20 protein-coding genes are annotated in these 18,104 nt (G+C 62.6%); 6 read left to right on the top strand and 14 right to left on the bottom strand.

The genetic code is table 11. The features are described from left to right. Positions 1-201: 201 nt before the first annotated feature. The 6 genes from AB7951_RS00425 to AB7951_RS00400 form a co-directional block, all read right to left on the bottom strand. A complete protein-coding gene (locus AB7951_RS00425) occupies positions 202-1,395 on the bottom strand; it encodes an ABC transporter substrate-binding protein (RefSeq protein ID WP_089267812.1) in 1,194 nt (397 codons plus the stop codon). Positions 1,396-1,546: 151 nt separating this feature from the next. After that, a complete protein-coding gene (locus tag AB7951_RS00420; protein WP_120287440.1) occupies positions 1,547-1,771 on the bottom strand; it encodes a hypothetical protein in 225 nt (74 codons plus the stop codon). Between the two features lie 62 nt (positions 1,772-1,833). Next, positions 1,834-3,705, bottom strand: a complete 1,872-nt coding sequence (gene htpG, locus AB7951_RS00415) for a molecular chaperone HtpG (protein WP_120287441.1) — start codon at positions 3,703-3,705, stop codon at positions 1,834-1,836. Between the two features lie 122 nt (positions 3,706-3,827). Continuing rightward, positions 3,828-4,124, bottom strand: a complete 297-nt coding sequence (locus AB7951_RS00410; protein WP_120287442.1) for a DUF3303 family protein — start codon at positions 4,122-4,124, stop codon at positions 3,828-3,830. Positions 4,125-4,156: 32 nt separating this feature from the next. Further along, positions 4,157-4,333, bottom strand: coding sequence for a hypothetical protein (locus AB7951_RS00405; RefSeq protein ID WP_210269243.1), 177 nt, complete (start codon positions 4,331-4,333; stop codon positions 4,157-4,159). A gap of 142 nt (positions 4,334-4,475) precedes the next feature. Beyond that, the gene (locus AB7951_RS00400; RefSeq protein WP_441255641.1) at positions 4,476-4,790 is read right to left on the bottom strand and encodes a hypothetical protein; all 315 of its coding nucleotides are present in this window, start codon (positions 4,788-4,790) and stop codon (positions 4,476-4,478) included. Between the two features lie 309 nt (positions 4,791-5,099). Between AB7951_RS00400 and AB7951_RS00395 the strand changes: the two genes are divergently transcribed. Together AB7951_RS00395 and AB7951_RS00390 are read left to right on the top strand one after the other, a co-directional pair. Next, positions 5,100-6,182, top strand: a complete 1,083-nt coding sequence (locus AB7951_RS00395) for a methyl-accepting chemotaxis protein (RefSeq protein WP_120287443.1) — start codon at positions 5,100-5,102, stop codon at positions 6,180-6,182. Between the two features lie 67 nt (positions 6,183-6,249). Continuing rightward, positions 6,250-6,615 carry a glyoxalase superfamily protein gene (locus AB7951_RS00390; RefSeq protein WP_093757560.1) on the top strand — a complete coding sequence of 122 codons (366 nt, stop codon included), beginning with the start codon at positions 6,250-6,252 and terminating at the stop codon, positions 6,613-6,615. A gap of 33 nt (positions 6,616-6,648) precedes the next feature. On the opposite strand, the gene AB7951_RS00385 is transcribed toward AB7951_RS00390, so the two are convergent. The 3 genes from AB7951_RS00385 to AB7951_RS00375 are packed head-to-tail and all read right to left on the bottom strand — an operon-like array spanning position 6,649 to position 9,061. Beyond that, the gene (locus tag AB7951_RS00385) at positions 6,649-7,170 is read right to left on the bottom strand and encodes an NUDIX hydrolase (RefSeq protein ID WP_093757561.1); all 522 of its coding nucleotides are present in this window, start codon (positions 7,168-7,170) and stop codon (positions 6,649-6,651) included. Between the two features lie 15 nt (positions 7,171-7,185). Next, positions 7,186-8,154, bottom strand: coding sequence for a D-erythronate dehydrogenase (gene denD / locus AB7951_RS00380; RefSeq protein ID WP_120287444.1), 969 nt, complete (start codon positions 8,152-8,154; stop codon positions 7,186-7,188). Between the two features lie 10 nt (positions 8,155-8,164). Next, a complete protein-coding gene (locus tag AB7951_RS00375) occupies positions 8,165-9,061 on the bottom strand; it encodes an NAD(P)-dependent oxidoreductase (protein ID WP_120287445.1) in 897 nt (298 codons plus the stop codon). A gap of 244 nt (positions 9,062-9,305) precedes the next feature. Here AB7951_RS00375 and AB7951_RS00370 point away from each other — a divergent pair, with 244 nt between their 5' ends. Both AB7951_RS00370 and ilvD read left to right on the top strand, forming a co-directional pair. After that, positions 9,306-10,292, top strand: a complete 987-nt coding sequence (locus tag AB7951_RS00370; RefSeq protein ID WP_120287446.1) for an ABC transporter substrate-binding protein — start codon at positions 9,306-9,308, stop codon at positions 10,290-10,292. 98 nt (positions 10,293-10,390) lie between these two features. Continuing rightward, positions 10,391-12,085 carry a dihydroxy-acid dehydratase gene (gene ilvD, locus AB7951_RS00365; protein ID WP_120287447.1) on the top strand — a complete coding sequence of 565 codons (1,695 nt, stop codon included), beginning with the start codon at positions 10,391-10,393 and terminating at the stop codon, positions 12,083-12,085. 53 nt (positions 12,086-12,138) lie between these two features. Here ilvD and AB7951_RS00360 read toward each other — a convergent pair whose 3' ends face one another. The 3 genes from AB7951_RS00360 to AB7951_RS00350 form a co-directional block, all read right to left on the bottom strand. After that, positions 12,139-12,960: a 3-keto-5-aminohexanoate cleavage protein gene (locus AB7951_RS00360; RefSeq protein WP_120287448.1), complete on the bottom strand. Its 822-nt coding sequence runs from the start codon at positions 12,958-12,960 to the stop codon at positions 12,139-12,141. Between the two features lie 3 nt (positions 12,961-12,963). Beyond that, entirely contained in the window at positions 12,964-13,308 is a 345-nt protein-coding gene (locus AB7951_RS00355; protein WP_120288051.1) for a RidA family protein, read from the bottom strand. 120 nt (positions 13,309-13,428) lie between these two features. Continuing rightward, positions 13,429-13,656 carry a hypothetical protein gene (locus tag AB7951_RS00350; protein ID WP_147421582.1) on the bottom strand — a complete coding sequence of 76 codons (228 nt, stop codon included), beginning with the start codon at positions 13,654-13,656 and terminating at the stop codon, positions 13,429-13,431. A gap of 313 nt (positions 13,657-13,969) precedes the next feature. On the opposite strand from AB7951_RS00350, the gene recQ reads away from it, so the two are divergent. After that, positions 13,970-15,847 carry a DNA helicase RecQ gene (recQ, locus tag AB7951_RS00345; protein ID WP_120287450.1) on the top strand — a complete coding sequence of 626 codons (1,878 nt, stop codon included), beginning with the start codon at positions 13,970-13,972 and terminating at the stop codon, positions 15,845-15,847. A 22-nt stretch (positions 15,848-15,869) separates the two neighbouring features. On the opposite strand, the gene AB7951_RS00340 is transcribed toward recQ, so the two are convergent. Next, the gene (locus tag AB7951_RS00340) at positions 15,870-16,202 is read right to left on the bottom strand and encodes a GYD domain-containing protein (RefSeq protein ID WP_116659949.1); all 333 of its coding nucleotides are present in this window, start codon (positions 16,200-16,202) and stop codon (positions 15,870-15,872) included. A 35-nt stretch (positions 16,203-16,237) separates the two neighbouring features. After that, positions 16,238-16,741 (bottom strand): hypothetical protein, encoded by a 504-nt coding sequence (locus tag AB7951_RS00335; RefSeq protein WP_439062003.1) that lies wholly within the window; start codon positions 16,739-16,741, stop codon positions 16,238-16,240. A 1,064-nt stretch (positions 16,742-17,805) separates the two neighbouring features. Here AB7951_RS00335 and AB7951_RS00330 point away from each other — a divergent pair. Beyond that, entirely contained in the window at positions 17,806-18,003 is a 198-nt protein-coding gene (locus tag AB7951_RS00330; protein WP_089263559.1) for a hypothetical protein, read from the top strand. Positions 18,004-18,104: the final 101 nt, after the last annotated feature.

The raw sequence follows: 18,104 nt of genomic DNA, 5'->3' as shown, positions 1-18,104 counted from the left end.
CCGGCGAAGCGCAGCGAAGACGGTCGGGTGAGGGGCATGGCACACTGCCTACCCGATCACCCAACTCTCTGATCGCATCATCATCCGATCCGCGAATACGAGCTTGCGGCGAACGCCGTACCTTGCCCCTCACCCGGAGCCGTCGCTTCGCGTCGACTCCGACCTCTCCCCGCAAGCGGGGAGAGGTTAAGGAAGCGAAGCTTACTTCGTCAGCGGGCATCCGCTCTCGGCCGCGGTCGGATAGGCCTTGTCGCCGGGCACCACGGCGAGCTGCTTGTAGTAATCCCATGGCTTCTTCGATTCCGACGGCTTCTTGACCTCGAACAGATAGAGGTCCTTCACCATGCGGCCATTGGCGAGCACCTTGCCGCCCTGGGCGAAGGCGTCATCGACCGGAAGTTCCTTCAGCTTCTTCGCGACAGCTTCGGAGTCCTTGGTGCCTGCCGCCTTGACTGCCTTCAGATAAGACAGCGTCGACGAATAGGTGCCGGCCTGGATCATGTTCGGCATGCGCTGGGTGCGCTTGAAGAAGCGATCGGCGAACTCACGCGATTTGTCATCGCGGTCCCAGTAGAAAGATTCCGTCAGCACCAGGCCTTGCGCCGCCTGCAGCCCGAGGCCATTCACTTCGGCCAGCGTGAGGAGGAGACCGGCGAGCTTCTGGCCGCCGGCGACGATGCCGAATTCAGCCGCCTGCTTCACGGCGTTGGTCGTGTCGAGGCCGGCATTGGCAAGGCCGATGACCTTGGCCTTGGACGCCTGCGCCTGCAGCAGGAAGGACGAGAAGTCAGACGAGTTCAGCGGATGGCGAACGGCGCCGAGCACCTTGCCACCCTTTGCCTTCACGATGTCGCCGGTGTCCTTCTCCAGCGAATAACCGAAGGCGTAGTCCGCCGTGAGAAAGAACCAGGTGTCGCCGCCAGCTTCGGTCAGCGCGCCGCCGGTGCCAACACCCAAGGCGCGTGTATCGAACGACCAGTGGAAGCCATAGGGCGTGCAGGCATCGCCGGTGACGCGCGACGAGGCCGCGCCGACCACGATGTCGATCTTCTTCTCCTGATTGGAGAGCTCCTGAACCGCGAGCGCCACCGACGAGGTGGTCAATTCAGTGATCATGTCGACGCCTTCGACGTCATACCAGCGCCGCGCGATCGAGACGGCGAGGTCAGGCTTGTTCTGGTGATCCGCGGTGACCAGTTCGATCTTCTTGCCGAGCACCTCGCCGCCGAAATCCTCGATCGCCATCTTGGCGGCTTCGACCGAATATTTGCCGCCGTAATCGGCATAGACACCGGACTGATCGTTGAGAATGCCGATCTTGACGCCTTGCGCCGAGGCCGGCGCGGCCAGGAAAAGACCGCACAGCGCAGCCGTCGACAACAGTCCGAATTTCATCAATGCCTCCCAGGTTTTCAATTTGGGCGCACGCTATGTGAGAAGCTCGGGACGAACCAGATAATCTTTCGACTTAGCCGAAATGTGCAGATCAGCTTTGCGTTAGTTCAAGATCACTCTCAACGACGATTGCTGCAACGCACGCGCGCGGTCACTGCATCCGCTTTTTCAGCGCGGCGTCGATACAGGCGAGTTCCCGCTCGATCTCCGCGACCATCGAGACAGGATCGGCGTCGGAGATCAGGTGCATCTTCTCGTATGTCCCGTCCTGAATGCTCTTCAGGATGGCCAGGCGATCGTCCCGATAACCCTGCAGGCGCTCGAAATCGCCGCGCTCGGCGTATTTCGCGATGAGTTTTTCGAAGACAGTGCTCATGGGGGAATTCCTTGGCATCAAAAGCGCGGGGACGAATGCCCCGCGCCGTGAACGGTCGGCGATCACAAACCGCGCAGCACCAACCGGTTGAGACGGCTCGCAAACGCGGCCGGATCTTCTGGCAATTCGCCGTCGAGGATCTGCGCTTGCTCCAGCAGCAGGAACGCGATGTCGGACGCTTCGCCGCCCGCCGCCTTGTCGGCACCGGCGATCTTCGCCACCAGCGGATGGCGCAGATTGATCTCGAGGATCGGCTTGGTGACGCTGCCGCGATTCTGCATCGCCAGCATGCGCTCGAGCTCGCGATCCGGACCGGCGCCGCCGGCGACTAGACACGACGCCGACGTGGTCAGACGCGTCGAGGCCTTCACGTCCGAAACGCGCTCGCCGAGCGCATCCTTGATGACGGCGATGGTCGCCGCCTCATCGGTCTCGGTCTTCGGCTCGTCCTTGGTCGCATCTTCATCAATGCGCGGGATCAGATCGAGATTGACCTCGCCCTGGCTCAGCGACTTCAGCGGCTTGCCGTCGAAATCCAGCGGCGCCGACGACCAGAACGCATCGACCGCGTCGGTCAGCAGCAGCACCTCGATTCCGCGCGACTTGGCGGCTTCCAGCTTCGGATTCGACTTCAGGCGATCGAGGCTGTCACCGGCGAGATAATAGATCTCGGTCTGGTTCGGCTTCAGGTCGGCGACATAATCCTTCAGCGAGCGCTTCTCGCCCGAGGTCGTGGTGAAGCGCGACAGCGCCAGCAGCTTCTCGCGGCGCTCGAAGTCCTCATAGATGCCTTCCTTGATCACCGAACCGAAGGCATCCCAGATCTTGGTGAAGGTCTCGGCATCCTTCTCGCTCAGCGTCTCCAGCTCACCGATCACACGCGTCGCCACGGCCTTACGGATTTGCGCCAGCTGCGGATTGTTCTGCAGCATCTCCCGGGAGAGGTTCAGCGGCAGATCCTCGGCATCGATGACGCCGCGGATGAAGCGCAGATAGGACGGCAACAGGTCCGCATCATTGGTGATGAAGACGCGACGCACATAGAGCTTCACATGGCCCTTGCGGTTCGGCTCAAACAGGTCGAACGGCTTCTGCGATGGCGCGAACAGCAACACCGCATAGGAATAGCGACCCTCGGCACGGTAATGCAGCGTCATCGCCGGTTCGTCATAGGCATGGGCGATGGACTTGTAGGCCGCGCTGTAATCTTCCGGCGTCAGCTCGGACTTGGAGCGCTGCCACAGCGCGCTGGCCGAATTGATCTGGCGCGGCTCGGCATCGCCGTCCTTGAGCATGATCGGAAACTGGATGTTGTCCGAATAGGCGCCGACAATGCGCTCGATCTCGTAAGTTTCGAGATATTTCTTCGCGTCGTCTTTCAGATGCAGCACGATCGACGTGCCGGTCGGCACGCTCATGCCATCAGCGACCTGGCCGATCTCGAAACCCGCACCGCCGGTCGAGGTCCAGGTGAAGGCGTCATGGGTGCCGGCCCGGTGGCTGGTGACCACAATCTTCTCAGCAACCATGAAAGCTGCATAGAAACCGACGCCGAACTGGCCGATCAGGTTGGAGCCGTCCTTGGCTTCGGTGAGCCGCGACAGGAATGACTTGGTCCCGGAGCGCGCAATGGTGCCGAGATTGTCGATCAGCTCCTGGCGATCCATGCCGATGCCGGTATCGACGATCGACAGCGTACCGGCCGCCTTGTCCGGAATGATGGTGATGTTGGGCGACTGGCCGTCGGGGATCAGCTGCGGATTGGCGATCGCCTCATAGCGCAGCTTGTCGCAGGCGTCGGACGCGTTGGAGACCAGTTCACGCAGGAAGATATCGGTCTCGGAATAGACCGAGTGAACCATCAGGTTCAGCAATTCGGCGACTTCGGCCTGGAACGGCTGGGAAACGGGTGCAGCGGTGTCAGTGGTCGTCATGAAAAGTGCCCGATACTGGTAAGGGAGAGATCACGCATATAGCGACGCGGATTTGCCGAGTCCATGGTGCGAACCGATGGTTTCCGCGCGAAAAGGCTGATCGGGAACTGAAACTCGCGACGCTACTTCGAAGCAGCGACCTGCGATGCGAGCAGAGCCGTGGTCGCATCGAGATCGACCAGCGGATAGACCTCGAACTGCGCCGGGATGATATCGGCCCATTCGTTCAGGATGCGATGCAGCACTTCATTGCCATCGACCTTGAACACCGCGACCACGCCGCGGCCGACGCGCGGATAGATGTGCTGGCAGATGCCCGACGCCTGATACCCCGCCATCCACGGCCAGAAGCTCTGACGCGCGGCCGCCATGTCGGACGGACGATCAGCGCGCGGATTCGAGATCACCAGAAACAGCATCGCTGATCTCCTGTCGGCGCACTCAGAATGCGTCAGCCCTGCAGCGCACCGTGATAGGCGCTTTCCAGCATGGCCAGGCATTCACGCGCACGCGCCTGCGCGATGTCGTTCGCGGTCTGGGAGATTTCGCGGAGATCGCGGATCGCCAGATCGACGGCGCTCAGCAGATCGATTTCGCACTCATCGGCCTGGGGGGCCGCTACACGCATGGGGAAAGGGATAACTACACTCACTGGCACGCCCGCTCTTCACGATTGCAACGCTCGAATCACTCGCGACTCATTTGGCCTGCGAATGGTTAAGCCAATCGGTAGGAAGCAACGGATCTGACGTAAAACTGTCGCGCCGCCGTCAATCCTGCCAGCCCACCGGCGGGATCAGACCGACGGACGGGTCATCGCCAGGGTCATCCGACGGCTGGATCGTGGGCGCTTCGTCCTGTTCGGGCGTCGCGTCGATAATCATGGCCGGCGACGGAAGCTGTGGAACGGCCATGCTCTGCTGCCCGCGCCGATAAGATTCGAATTCGAGCTGTTTGGCGAAATACCGGAACAGGTCAGCCGCGTATTTGCGCTGCTCGGGGCTGGACGCCGAGGCGATCTGGAAGATCAATTCGTCGGACAGTTCCGACGTGGTCGCACCGGTCAGGTCTTCGAGAACGCTCATCACAATGGCTCGGCCTATGAAGCCTTGAGCCTGCACGAGTGTGGTTGATATCGCGTTGTTCGTCAGAGTAATCGGGCGCGCGTGCATAAGCATCACTAATGACGCCCTAATTTGTACCGTTAGGGGGCATCGAACGTCCTGCGGATGCGGCCGCGCATGACCAGACACAATGAGATAGTGGCTGTTGCGCACTCCTGCCGCTTATTCGTGCAAGTCGGCGGAACCCGGCACACGGAAAATTAAGCCACGATTAACCATGACCGGGCAATAACGGGGAGGTAACTGATTGCTGTCAACGGGGATACGACGATGGTCTTGGCAATGAACCGCAGCAGTCATTCTGCGCATGCCAATGCAACCGGAGAGAACGACGATAGCTCCGATATCTCCGCGCTGATCGGGCGGTTGACCGCCGAGGTCAACGAGATCGCCTGCGAAAAGACCAGGTCGATCCAGCACATCACCAACCAGATGAAGATGCTGGCGCTGAACGCGCTGATCGAAAGCTCGCGCGCCGGCGCGCAGGGCGCGGGCTTCGCCGTCGTCGCGCAGGAAGTGCGTAATGTCGGCCAGCAGGTCGAGACCATCGCGCGCGATCTGGAATCCCAGCTCACAGCCCGCACCGGCAGCCTGATGGCGTCGATCGAGAAGATGACCGAACGCTCGCGCGGCGAACGCATGGTCGACCTGTCGCTGAATGCCATCGAGCTGATCGACCGCAATCTCTATGAGCGGACCTGCGACGTCCGCTGGTGGGCGACCGACTCCGCCGTCGTCGACTGCGCGGCCGCACCGAGCGACGCCACCGTCGCCCATGTATCGGAGCGGCTCGCCGTGATCCTCGGCGCCTACACCGTCTATCTCGATCTCTGGCTGTGCGACATGCAGGGCAACGTCATCGCCAGTGGCCGTGGCGATCGTTTCAATGTGACGGGCCAGAACATCGCCGGCACCGCCTGGTTTCGCGATGCCCGTACGCTGCGCTCCGGCGACGACTACACCGCGGGCGACGTCGAGCGCCAGCCGCTCCTGAACAATGCGCAGGTCGCGACCTATTGCGCCAGCGTGCGCGAAGGCGGCAAGGCCAATGGCCGCGCCATCGGCGTGCTCGCGATTCATTTCGACTGGGAAGCTCAGGCGCGCGCCATCGTCGAGGGCGTTCGCGTCGACGACGACAAGACGCGCGTGCTGCTGGTGGATTCGAACCTGCGCGTCATCGCCTCGTCCGACGGCCAGGGCCTGCTCACCGAACGCATCCCGCTGGCCTTGAACGGCCGCCGCAGCGGCTTCTATCACGACCGTTCGGGCGGCCTCGTCGCCTTCCATGCCACACCGGGCTATGAGACTTACAAAGGTCTCGGCTGGTACGGCGTGATCATGCGCGGCGCCTAGCCGCACGATCTAGTCAATGACGACTTCGCTGCGATAATCTCCCCTACGCCACGAGCGGGAGACAGCGATGACCGACGTCACTTTCGAACCGGCAATTCCGGTTCTGCGCATCTATGACATTGCTAAAGCGAAGGAGTTCTATGTCGACTTCCTCGGCTTTGCGATCGACTGGGAACATCGTTACGAGCCGGACTCCCCGCTCTACATGCAGGTGTCGCGCGGCGGCGTGAAGCTGCATCTCAGCGAACACTATGGCGACGGCACGCCGGGTAGCGTGGTCTATATCCGCGGCAGCAATATCGCGGCTTTCGCAAAGGAGCTGCATGACAAGCAGGCCCGCTTCGCGCGCCCGAGTCCGACCGATAGGGGCCCAAAGATCACCGACCCGTTCGGCAATGTGCTGCGCTTCGATGACGCGACCAACACGCACTGAGCCCGCCGCTTCAGCCATCGCTGCAACGAGAACTTACCCGTTCAACCAGTTCCGGATCTTCGCGAAGAACCCCGTGTCACGTCGCACGCCGACAGGCCCCACGGCAATTGGCCGCACGGGCTCGCCATCCACGACCGGCGCTGCCCTTGCTGCCGCCAGCGCCATGGGCCCGACCTGCGCGAGGAACGCATGTTCATGGCTGCGCGTCAGCCGCGCCAGCGCGGCGTCAAATGGCAGCCACGCGACTTCGCTGATATCCTTCATCAGCTTGCGTGACGGCGCGGGCGCGGCCTCCATATGCCAGAAATGCACGACCTTGGTCCGTTCGCCGAGCGGATAGGCCAGCGCTCCGAGATAGTCATGCACCGACGCGGCATGACCGGTCTCTTCCAGCACCTCGCGCTCTGCCGCATCACGCGGCGTCTCGCCATTGTCGAGCTTGCCTTTTGGAAGCACCCAGTCGCCGCGCTTGCGCAGGCAGACCACGGCAAACAGCGGCGTCTCGCCCCGCTGCACGACAATGCCTCCCGCCGCCATGATGATATCGCGCGCCATGATTGTCCTTAACCGCTAACGCACAAAGACGCCATCGAGGTCATCCTCGATATGAGCACGAATGATGGAATCGAAGTCCGGTTCCGCCTGGAAACCCAGCGCCAGCGCACGTGTGGTATCGAACGTCGTGGGCCATCCGGCAACCATCGCCATCGTGGCGGGATCTGGCACATGCTTGATGCGTGTCACAACACTGTCACCTCCCACACGGCGGAGCGCCGCGATCATGTCGGCGACCGATGCCCGCACGCCGGGCATCATCACCGTGCGGCGCGCGCCGAGCTTGGCGCTGTCGAGCGTCGCACCATGAAGCAGGAATTCCGTCGTCGCGCGCGGGCTGGCATGTGTCTGCCCGACCTCGTCGGTTACCGGCAGCACCGCCTCGCGGCCGGCCAGCGGCTCACGGATGATATTGGAGAAGAAACCCGACGCTGCCGCATTGGGCTTGCCCGGCCGTACGCAGATATTCGGCAGGCGAATTCCGATGCCGTCGAAGAAGCCGCGCCGCGTATAGTCCGCCAGCAGCAATTCGCAGATCGCCTTCTGCGTTCCGTAGCTCGACAGCGGCGTATGAAAGAAGTCGTCGGCGATCGGCCCGTTATAGGGCGCGCCGAAGGTCGCGATGGACGAGGTGTAGACGATGCGAGGGCGATAACCACCCCCCATCGCGCGGATCGCCTCGAACAGATTGCGCGTGCCGTCGAGATTGACTGCGTAGCCTTTGTCGAAATTCTGCTCGGCTTCGCCTGAGACGACCGCAGCAAGATGGAAGATCAGGTCGGGCTTTGACGCCAGCAGTGCTGCGGGCGCATCCGGTTTTGCGAGATCGACCATGATGCTGCGCGCGCCGACCAGATCGCTGGGGACCGCATCGGCCATCGCCAGATCGCCGATTTCCCCACCGCCGACATGACCGTCCTTCAGCAGCCGCTCACACAGCTTGCGGCCGATCATGCCGGTCGCGCCAATCACCAGAACCTTCATTCCTTGATCTTCACTCTTTGGGCGCCGACAGCTTGTAGATCTCCAGCGCGTCGGCATCGGCGCCGCGCACCGCCTTGCCCATGCGGAAGATCTGCGCCGCGAGCGCAGCCATCGGCACCGGCGTCGATGTGTCCTGCGCCACGGCGACGACCGTATCGAGGTCCTTGAGCATCGTATGGATGTGGCCGAGCGGCGGCGAGTGAATGCCCTGCGCCATGCGCGGCACGAACAGTTGCAGCGGGATCGAGTCTGCAAAACCGCCCGCGAGCGCTTCCGGCAGACGCTTGGCGTCGATGCCGGCATTCACCGCGAGCCGCGTTGCTTCCGCCAGCACCGCCATGGCGCAGCCGACGATCACCTGGTTGCAGAGTTTGGTCATCTGCCCGGCGCCGGTCGGCCCCATATGCGTGAAGTTACGCGCCATCGCCAGAATATAGGGCCTGATACGTTCGACATCGGCGGCCTCGCCGCCGGCCATGATGGCCAGCGTGGCTTCCTCAGCGCCCTTGGTGCCGCCCGACACCGGCGCATCGATCCAGCCCATGCCGTTTGCGGCTTTCAATCGTGCCGCGATGGACTTGGTCTTGTCCGGATGAATCGAGGAGAAATCGACGACCAGCTTGCCATTGCCGTCGGTGCCGGACAGGCCGTTGTCGCCAAACACCACTTCCTCTACCGCCGATGCATCGGTGAGGCACATGAAGATGATGCTGGCATGAGCGACGACATCGCGCGGACTAGCGGCGGCTTTCGCACCGGCCTCTAGCAACGCATTGACCTTGCCAGGCGAGCGATTCCAGACGGCCACATCGTAACCGGCGCCCAGCAACCGTTTGGTCATCGGCAGTCCCATCAGGCCGAGGCCAAGGTAACCGAGCTTCTCTTTGCCGCCCGCTGAATCCACCATTTTGACGCCGTTGTCCTTCTGCCGCCGAGCCACGCTGCTCGCATCTGCGAGCTATCTACGCTGCGTCCGCAGCCGCAGCAACGATGATATCAACGCCTGCGTAACTGCCAAATGTTGCGCCACAGCACGAATGAATGTTGGGCACGCACCTCGCTTGCCAGAATATTTGAAGCATGAAAGGCTTCAAGACAGTGGGGCTTTTCTTTTGGCCGGGTCTGGCCATCATCAAACGGAGTGAGCGGGCATGAAGCTGGGTTCTTCGAAGTGGCTGGTGGCTGCGGCTCTCGCGGCGGGAGCGGTGTCGGGTGTGGCGCAGGCGCAGACGATTCCGACCATCAAGGTCGGCTGGACCATTCCGGCCGAAGAATCCAAATACTGGATGATGAAGCGCCCGACCGAATTCACCAATCTCGGCAAGACCTATAATATCGAATGGACCCAGTTTCAGGGCACCTCGCCGATGACGCAGGCGCTCGCCGCGGGCGCCCTGGATTGCGCCACCCAGGGCGTGCTGTCGCTCGCCAACGGCGTCAACGGCGGCAACCTCAAGGCCTATATCGTCGCGCAGCACGTGTCGGAAAAGCCCGGCAGCTTCTCGGTCTACTGGGCCGTGAAGGATGACTCGCCGATCAAGACCATCGCCGACCTCAAGGGCAAGAATGTCGGCATTTCCGTCATCGGCGGCGGTACCTATGGTCCGTTCAAGATGCTGCTGAAGGGCGCCGGTGTCGATCCCGAGAAGGACGTCAAGCTGATCGAGATCGGCTTCGCAGCCTCGGAAGATGCGCTGCGCCAGGGCCGCGTCGACGCCATCAACATGAACCAGCCATTTGCCGCGCGCATGGAAGCCAAGGGCGGCACGCGCAAGCTGTTCTCGCTGAACGAAGCGATGCCGAACATCGTGCACATCCTTGAAGCCTGCCGCGCCGATTTCGTCGACAAGAACCCCGAACTCGCCAAGGCCTATGTCGCCGACATCACCCTTGGCATGAAGAAGGCGCTGGCCAACCGCGAGGAAACGCTGAAGGTCGTCAACGAAGTCATGAAGGCGCCGATCCCGGTACTGGAGACCTATCTGCTGAAGGAGAACGACTTCGCCCGCGACCCCGGCGCAGCACCGAACTTCCCGGCCATGCAGAAGATGCTCGATATCTACACCGAGGCCGGCATGCTGCCGAAGATGGACGCGATGCAATTCAAGCACCCGACCATCGTGGCGCCGATCCAGTAGAGCAAGACGCGATATCTCACTATATGATGTCCTGAGGCCACGCCCCACGGCGTGGCCTCACTGCATTGGACGACAAGACCAAGAAACGGACAGATCCCATGAAGAAATTGCGATCCCGCGTCACCACCGACGGCCTTGACCGTGCCCCGCACCGCGCCTTCATGCGCGCCATGGGCCTTGATGACGAAGCGATCGCAAAACCCATGATCGGCGTGGTGTCGATGAAGGGCGAGCAGACGCCCTGCAACATGACCCATGACTTTCAGGTCGACGCCGCCAAGACCGGTATTTCCGAAGCCGGCGGCACGCCGCGCGAGTTCTCGACCATCTCGGTCTCCGATGCCATCAGCATGAACCATGAGGGCATGAAGTTCTCGCTGCTGTCGCGCGAGATCATCGCCGACAGTATCGAAGCCGTGATGCATGGCCTCGCTTACGACGCGCTGATCGGCTTCGGCGGCTGCGACAAGACGCTGCCCGGCGTCATTATGGGCATGGTCCGCTGCAACGTACCATCGATCTTCATCTATGGCGGCAGTTCGCTGCCGGGACTGCACAAAGGCAAGACGCTGACCGCCCTGGACTCCTATGAAGCCGTCGGCGCCTTCATGACCGGCGACATCGACAAGCAGGAACTGGACGCCATCGAACGCGCGTGTCTTCCGACCATAGGGGCCTGCGCCGGCCAGTTCACCGCCAATACGATGGCGATGGTGTCCGAGGCACTGGGCATCACCATGCCCAATGTCTCGATGATTCCCGGCGTCTATGCCGAGCGCGCGCAATTCGCCCGGCGCGCCGGACGTCTGGTCATGGACATGCTGCGCAACGATGGCCCGCTGCCGCGCGACATCGTCACGCGCAAGTCTCTCGAGAACGGCGCCGCCATCGTCGCCGCCACCGGCGGCTCGACCAATGCCGCACTGCATCTGCCGGCCATCGCCAACGAGGCCGGCATCAAATTTACCATCGACGATGTCGGCGAGGTGTTCGCGCGCACGCCGCTGATCGGCAATCTGCGGCCGGGCGGCAAATATGTGGCCAAGGATGTCTACGATATCGGCGGCACGGCGGTCGTCATTCGTGCATTGGTCGAGAGCGGCCATATCGACGGTTCGTGCCTGACCATCACCGGCCGGACCATTGCCGAGGAATACGGCAACGCCAACAAGGCCGATGGCGAGATCATCTACTCCTCAGCGAAGCCGATCCAGCCAGATGGCGGCGTCGCGGTGCTGAAGGGCAACCTGTCCCCCGATGGCGCAGTGATCAAGGTCGCCGGACTGAAGAAGACGGTGTTCGAAGGCACGGCGCGCGTGTTCGAGGACGAAGAAAGCTGCGTCGCCGCGGTGAAGGACCAGAACTACAAGGAAGGCGACGTGCTGATCATCCGCAACGAGGGCCCGGTCGGCGGCCCCGGCATGCGCGAGATGCTCGGAGTCACCGCGCTCATCTACGGCCAGGGCATGGGCGAGAAGGTCGCGCTGATCACCGACGGGCGCTTCTCCGGCGCCACGCGCGGCATGTGCATCGGCTATGTCTCGCCGGAAGCCTATATCGGCGGCCCGCTCGCGCTGGTGCGTGACGGTGACAAGGTCCGCATCGACGCGCCGGCGCGGCGACTGGATCTGATGATCAGTGATGCCGAATTCGCCGCACGCAAGGCCGCATGGACCCAGCGCCCGCCGCGTCACCGCGCCGGTGCGCTGGCGAAATATGCCAAGCTCGTCGGACAGGCCCCCGGCGGCGCCGTCACGCATGATGGCGGCGCGGAATGGCCGTGGTTTGAGTGAGTAGTCCTGGCGCCGGCAGTGCGCTCCTTCTCCCCGCACTGCGCGGGGAGAGGTTAGGGAAGCTCCGCGGTCGCGGCCCTGAGCTCATCCGCCGTCGCGTGCTTAAGCCCAACCGCCTCGATCGCGCGTCGCGCCGCCGCAACCAGATCCTGATTGCCTTTGGCGCGGCAGCCATCCGGCAGCAATTCGTTGTTCTCGAAGCCGACGCGGATATGGCCGCCCAGCAATGCGCCCGCGGTGACGCAGGCCGTCTCCTGCGCACCGAAGGCGCAGACACTCCAGTGTTCGAATGTTGGCGCACCGGGCGCGACGAACGGCAGCAGATCGGCCGGGTGCGACGTCTGCCCCGCCGTATAACGGCCGAGCACGAACAGCACCGGCAGCTTCTCGAACGGCACCAGCCCGCGCTTGCGAAACTCAGCCAGCCGCGCAGCATCCTGCGCATCGTAGAGAATGATTTGCGGTGTCGCGCGCTCGCGCTTCATCCAGCCGAGCAGATCGGCGAAGGCCTGCTCCTCGCTCGCATCGGGCACCAGTTCGCGCAGTGCCAGCGACGCCGCTTCCGGCTTTACCGCCTGCACCACCGCGCACTGCTGCGCTGGTGTGTATTTGCCGAGCGCCTCGGAGGTGATCTGGATGACAAGCCTGTCGCCGACCGCGCTGCGGATCGCCGCGATGGCGTCCCGATAGGCCGCCGCATCGAGCAGGTGACTGCCGTCGGGATGACGCACATGGGCATGGATCATCGCCGCGCCTGCCTCAAGGCAATGCGCAGCCGTCACCGCCAACTCCGCCGGCGTCAGCGGCACGGCGGGATGATCGGCCTTGACCTTGCGGCCGCCGTTGGGGGCGACCGCAATGGCAACGGGTGACATGATTTACGGAATCGCTGCGATGACGGCGATCTCGACCTTGATGGCGGGGTCGGCGAGCTTCGACTCGACGCAGGCGCGCGCTGGGCCAACTTCGGGCACCCAGGCATCCCACACCGTGTTCATGGCATCGCGGTCATTGATATTCGGCAGCCAGACGGTGGCGCTGAGGATGTTGTTCTTGTCGGTGCCGGCTTCCTTGAGGAGCGCATCGATCTTGTCGAGCACCTGCTTGGTCTGCGTCTTGACGTCGCCCGAATATTCATCGGGCACTTGGCCGGCCAGATAGACGGTGTTGCCATGGATGGAAGCCTGGCTGAGACGCTTGCCGGGACCGAGACGCTTGATCATGCAGAAGTCTTTCATTGAGTGTGGAACGGAGTGACCCGGGCGCGACCATCCCCGCTCGGAACTGGCCCGTCAAGCCCATGACGTCACACGGCACAAGTGGCCCCGCGTGGACCACGTCCGCTATTCCGCGGCGCGGGCCCGCTTCACGGCATCGTCCATCAACGCCTTTGGCGCTGGCAGCCGCAACCGGCGGCCATGCTGCAGATAGAGCAGCGCGACACGCTTCGGATCTGACAGGTTCCAGATTTCGACCGCGGGCAGCCGCCCCACCAGCGTCACGGACGGCCGATGCGCGATGACATGGGACAGGATCGCGGACTTTGGCCCCTTTTTGAATTTCCGGCGCACTTTTCGCGCGGCATTCTCATTGGCCGCGTGCCAGCGGATCTTGGGTCCGCGGCGACGGTTCAGAAGCCAAGAAAAGATTCGCAAAATGAATGGCATACGGCTTTTCTTTTTGCCCGGTTGCAGCGACGCTGGCGCGGTCGCGCACTCATTCTCTTAGAACGGATCATCGACAGGGGTAAAGCGGCGCGATCAAGGCGAAACGTCGCGATGCCATAGAGAATGAAGCATTCTCTCGGGAATGACGCGTTCTCCTGGGGGAACGACGCGTTTCCCGGGATATACGCGACCCTCGAATCAGGAATAGACCTGCGCCATGTCCGTTCCCGCCGGCGCCTCGCGTCAATCGAAAAATCAGCCAGACGTGTTCCAGACCTCGGACGCATTGTCCGTGCTGCATTCGGTGTTCGGTCTGCCGGGTTTTCGCGGTGCACAGGAAGATATCGTTCGCCACGTGACCGATGGCGGCAATTGCCTGGTGCTGATGCCGACCGGCGGCGGCAAGTCCCTGTGTTACCAGTTGCCATCCTTGCTACGCCCGGGCTGCGGTATCGTCGTCTCGCCCTTGATCGCACTGATGCGCGACCAGGTCGCGGGCCTGCTTGAGGCGGGCGTCAAGGCGGCGGTGCTGAATTCCACCCTGTCTTGGGACGAAGCCAACGAGGTCGAGCGGCAATTGCTCGCCGGAGAACTGGACCTTCTCTACGTCGCCCCTGAACGTCTGGTCACGCCGCGCTGTCTGTCGATGCTCGGCCGCGCCAGGATCGCCCTGTTCGCCATCGATGAAGCGCATTGCGTCGCGCAATGGGGCCACGATTTCCGGCCCGAATATATCGGCCTCTCGGTCATCGCCGAACGGTTCCCGAACATTCCGCGCATTGCGCTGACGGCAACCGCCGACGATCTGACTCGGCAGGAGATCGTGCAACGCCTCCGCCTGGAAGACGCACCGAATTTCGTGGCGAGCTTCGACCGGCCGAACATCAAATACGAGATCGTCGACAAGACCAACGCACAGAAGCAGTTGCAGGCTTTCATCAGCGACCGGCATTCCGGCGAGGCCGGCGTGGTCTATTGCCTGTCGCGTGCCAAGGTCGAGGACACCGCAGCCGCATTGAACAAGGCCGGAATCCTCGCGCTGCCCTATCACGCCGGGCTCGACGCACGCCTGCGTGAGACCAATCAGGATCGCTTCATCAATGAAGACGGCGTGGTGATCGTCGCCACCGTCGCCTTCGGCATGGGCATCGACAAGCCCGACGTGCGCTTCGTGTGCCACCTCGATCTGCCGAAGAGCATCGAGGCCTATTATCAGGAAACCGGCCGCGCCGGCCGCGACGGCAAGCCGTCGAATGCGTGGATGGCCTATGGCCTCTCCGACATCGTGCAGCAGCGCCGCATGATCGACGAGTCCACGGGATCGGAGACCTTCAAGCGCGTCTCCATCGGCAAGCTCGATGCGCTGGTCGGCCTCGCCGAAACAGTCGATTGCCGCCGCACCCGACTGCTGGGTTATTTCGGCGAAGAGGCGACCGGCACGCGCTGCGGCAATTGCGACAATTGCCTCTCGCCGCCGAAAGTCTGGAACGGCAGCGTCGCCGCGCAGAAGCTGTTGTCCTGCGCCTATCGCACCGGGCAGAAATTCGGCGCCATGCATCTGGTGGACGTGCTGATCGGCCGCCTCACCGACAAGGTCAAGCAATTCGGCCATGACAAGCTGTCGGTATTCGGGATCGGCGGCGAACTCACCGAGAAACAATGGCGCGCCGTGATGCGGCAACTGGTGGCGCGCGGCTTTCTCTATGCGGATGCAGATAGTTTCAATGCGCTGAAGCTCACCGAAGAAGCGCGCGGCGTTCTCAAGGGCGAGATCGAGCTGATGTTCCGCGAGGAAACCGGCGGTACCGGCCGCGCCCCGCGCAGCAAATCCCGCCGCGGCGACCTTGCGGCACCGCGCAGTGACAACGCCAATCCCGATCTGCTCGCCGTGCTGCGTGCCTGGCGCTCGGAAGTCGCGAAGAAGCGCAACGTCCCGGCCTATGTCGTGCTGCACGACGCCACCATCGATGGCATCGCCAGCGAACATCCCACCACGCTCGACCAGCTCCGCGAAATCCCGGGGATCGGCGACAAGAAGCTGGAGCATTACGGCGACGAGATCCTCGCGCTGGTGAATGCGACGCCGGGACGCTAGCGGCGTTCGACGCCACCGATGTCTATCGGGCGGGCTTGTAACCCTTGATGACGGACTCCGACTTCTTCAGGGCCGCTACAAGTTCCGCCCCGGTCATCAATGCAGTCGTCTGGCTGGACTTGATGGCGCCGCCGGCCGCAATCGCGACGGCGATGGCCGCCATGCTCTCGATATCCGGCACATCGGCGATCAGCATCACGTCATATTCGCCCAGGCAATACCAACCTCCGATCAACGTTCCTCCGACAGCCTCCGTCGTCTGCCGTCCAACGGATTCAACGCGGTTCTGCGGATTCTTCATTTGCGCGGCCCATGATTCCGGCGTGTAGGCAGCCTGATACATATAGAGCGGCATGTTCGACCTCCGTCAGCCGGAATTGTCCTGACCTTTCACCGGGAGAAGAGCGCGAGCTTCGCCATTTTCACGGCACGGCCTAACTCTATTCGCGCGATGATACCGGCAGCGATCTGCATGGTGGCGCCGATTGCCCAGCTCAAACAGATGATGCCAGCCGTCTTGGGGCGCACGGTTTCACCCAGAATGATACTGGAGACTGACGTGATCGCCGTCACCGATGTGATGAAGGTACCGGCCGCAGTGAGCAGCTCCACCATATCCGCACTGTTGCCCAGCCCGCGCCATAGCGGCAGATGCATGCGGTAATCGGCAGGAACCTGGGGCAGATCGATTCCGAGATAGAAACCGGTAGCCCCGTAAATGATCATAGCGAACACGACTTCACCCGAACCAATGACCTCGATGAAGCGGCCGACCTCGGCAACGAACAGCCCGCAGGCAGCGCCAACCAAAGCGAGTCCGGTCCGTTCGAGAATGTGCGCCAACCTGCTGAGGGTCGAGCGGGTGTGCCACGATGCGCTGGGCTTGATGATCATGTGATCCTCGTCTGCCCATGAGCCCTTCGAAGAGGAGTTTTGAAGGCCGCCCTCCGCAATAACAAGCAGGAGTGCTTACCTAAATCGAGTGGGGTGGCGGTACCTGCTTCGGTGACGTGGAAACACACGCTCGCATTCTCGCGGCGCCAATGGCGTCCGAGTTTTGCGCATTCCTTCCCACCCTCAATCGAGAGGGCGTGCGGAACGCCGGGTGCCCGATGCACCCTTGGGCCTGATGCGAATGCGGTCTTCCGCATGGGGTAATGCATCAGGACTTTCGGAAGCACGAGCGATTGCCCGACGTTCCGCCTGCGGTGTTTTTTCGGTTGCTTGCACTTTGCCTCGACGAACGCTCCGATCGCGAATTAAAGTCCCAAGGCGATGGGAAGGGGGCCTCAAGCGAATAGGCCGAACGTGTTTTGACTTGGTCGTCCGTCACACTGTCCAGGGGTCTTTCCATCCGAAGGTCGGCCGTCTCCTTGCCAGTGGCAGTGCTGGCGCAGATCCGTCCTGCCCGAAGACAGACGTCCCCCGTGAACCGCGTGACGCCGCATCTCCGGCGTCCACCGCATCCAGCCCCGCGAACGTGACGATCGCGCTCGCCCCTCTCATCGGGGCCGGACAAAGGGGAATATAATCCATATCGGGATATTGTCAACACTGGATAGGAAAATATGTTTGGCGCTGTCTTGCCGCTCCAAACTGTCATTCCGGGGCGGCTGCGCGCCGTCGCGCAGACGAACCTCAGCCACTCCAATTCGAGTGGCGGGGAATCTCGACCTGTTCAGCGCAAAACTCTCTGAGATTCCGGGTTCGCGTCCGGCAAGTGCCGGCCGCGCCCCGGAATGACAAGCGTGGGTCGGGATTCCCCGGCATCGAACAATACGGGTGACGCAAATACCGCCAAAGGCGCCAAAACCGCTGCATTCGTAAGTATCCGGCTACGCGACGAAACAAATCTCCGCTTCCACGAAACAATTTTCTACACAGACGCCATCGGCTGGAAACCGGCCGGGATTACACCTCCATGCAACAAGTAGCCGCGTAGACGGCAGGAGGCCGCCATGAACCACTCGATCCACAGCGCAGACCGCAGCACGCATCTGAAGATCGTCGTTGTCGCCCTGGTTGCCGGCATCGCGGTTGCAGGTTTCGGCATTGCCGCCCGCACGGGCACCAGCGACGGCACCCAGACGGCCCGCGTCATCAAGGCCGGTCAGCCGACCGCGCTCACCAGTTCGAACACGACGGCGGTTCGCTGATTGTCGCATCAGGACACCGTACCGGTTTGACATCAATCAGCATAATGCGCCGGTGATGCCGGGATCAGCGGCACGCGCCGGTGATCCCGGCGCACCGCGCG

Origin of the sequence: Tardiphaga sp. 285_C5_N1_2 (assembly GCF_052076065.1) — a bacterium.
Lineage (GTDB): Bacteria > Pseudomonadota > Alphaproteobacteria > Rhizobiales > Xanthobacteraceae > Tardiphaga > Tardiphaga robiniae.
This window is presented reverse-complemented; position numbering and strand designations above follow the sequence as displayed.

Bases quoted from the DNA above. Each gene is read 5' to 3' on its own strand.
- AB7951_RS00375 (WP_120287445.1), bottom strand. From the start codon at position 9,061: ATGGTGGATTCAGCGGGCGGCAAAGAGAAGCTCGGTTACCTTGGCCTC.
- AB7951_RS00370 (WP_120287446.1), top strand. From the start codon at position 9,306: ATGAAGCTGGGTTCTTCGAAGTGGCTGGTGGCTGCGGCTCTCGCGGCG.
- ilvD (WP_120287447.1), top strand. From the start codon at position 10,391: ATGAAGAAATTGCGATCCCGCGTCACCACCGACGGCCTTGACCGTGCC.
- AB7951_RS00400 (WP_441255641.1), bottom strand. From the start codon at position 4,790: ATGAGCGTTCTCGAAGACCTGACCGGTGCGACCACGTCGGAACTGTCC.
- AB7951_RS00420 (WP_120287440.1), bottom strand. From the start codon at position 1,771: ATGAGCACTGTCTTCGAAAAACTCATCGCGAAATACGCCGAGCGCGGC.
- denD (WP_120287444.1), bottom strand. From the start codon at position 8,154: ATGAAGGTTCTGGTGATTGGCGCGACCGGCATGATCGGCCGCAAGCTG.
- AB7951_RS00405 (WP_210269243.1), bottom strand. From the start codon at position 4,333: ATGCGTGTAGCGGCCCCCCAGGCCGATGAGTGCGAAATCGATCTGCTG.
- AB7951_RS00390 (WP_093757560.1), top strand. From the start codon at position 6,250: ATGACCGACGTCACTTTCGAACCGGCAATTCCGGTTCTGCGCATCTAT.
- AB7951_RS00385 (WP_093757561.1), bottom strand. From the start codon at position 7,170: ATGGCGCGCGATATCATCATGGCGGCGGGAGGCATTGTCGTGCAGCGG.
- AB7951_RS00360 (WP_120287448.1), bottom strand. From the start codon at position 12,960: ATGTCACCCGTTGCCATTGCGGTCGCCCCCAACGGCGGCCGCAAGGTC.
- recQ (WP_120287450.1), top strand. From the start codon at position 13,970: ATGTCCGTTCCCGCCGGCGCCTCGCGTCAATCGAAAAATCAGCCAGAC.
- AB7951_RS00395 (WP_120287443.1), top strand. From the start codon at position 5,100: ATGGTCTTGGCAATGAACCGCAGCAGTCATTCTGCGCATGCCAATGCA.
- AB7951_RS00355 (WP_120288051.1), bottom strand. From the start codon at position 13,308: ATGATCAAGCGTCTCGGTCCCGGCAAGCGTCTCAGCCAGGCTTCCATC.
- htpG (WP_120287441.1), bottom strand. From the start codon at position 3,705: ATGACGACCACTGACACCGCTGCACCCGTTTCCCAGCCGTTCCAGGCC.
- AB7951_RS00425 (WP_089267812.1), bottom strand. From the start codon at position 1,395: ATGAAATTCGGACTGTTGTCGACGGCTGCGCTGTGCGGTCTTTTCCTG.
- AB7951_RS00330 (WP_089263559.1), top strand. From the start codon at position 17,806: ATGAACCACTCGATCCACAGCGCAGACCGCAGCACGCATCTGAAGATC.
- AB7951_RS00340 (WP_116659949.1), bottom strand. From the start codon at position 16,202: ATGCCGCTCTATATGTATCAGGCTGCCTACACGCCGGAATCATGGGCC.
- AB7951_RS00410 (WP_120287442.1), bottom strand. From the start codon at position 4,124: ATGCTGTTTCTGGTGATCTCGAATCCGCGCGCTGATCGTCCGTCCGAC.
- AB7951_RS00335 (WP_439062003.1), bottom strand. From the start codon at position 16,741: ATGATCATCAAGCCCAGCGCATCGTGGCACACCCGCTCGACCCTCAGC.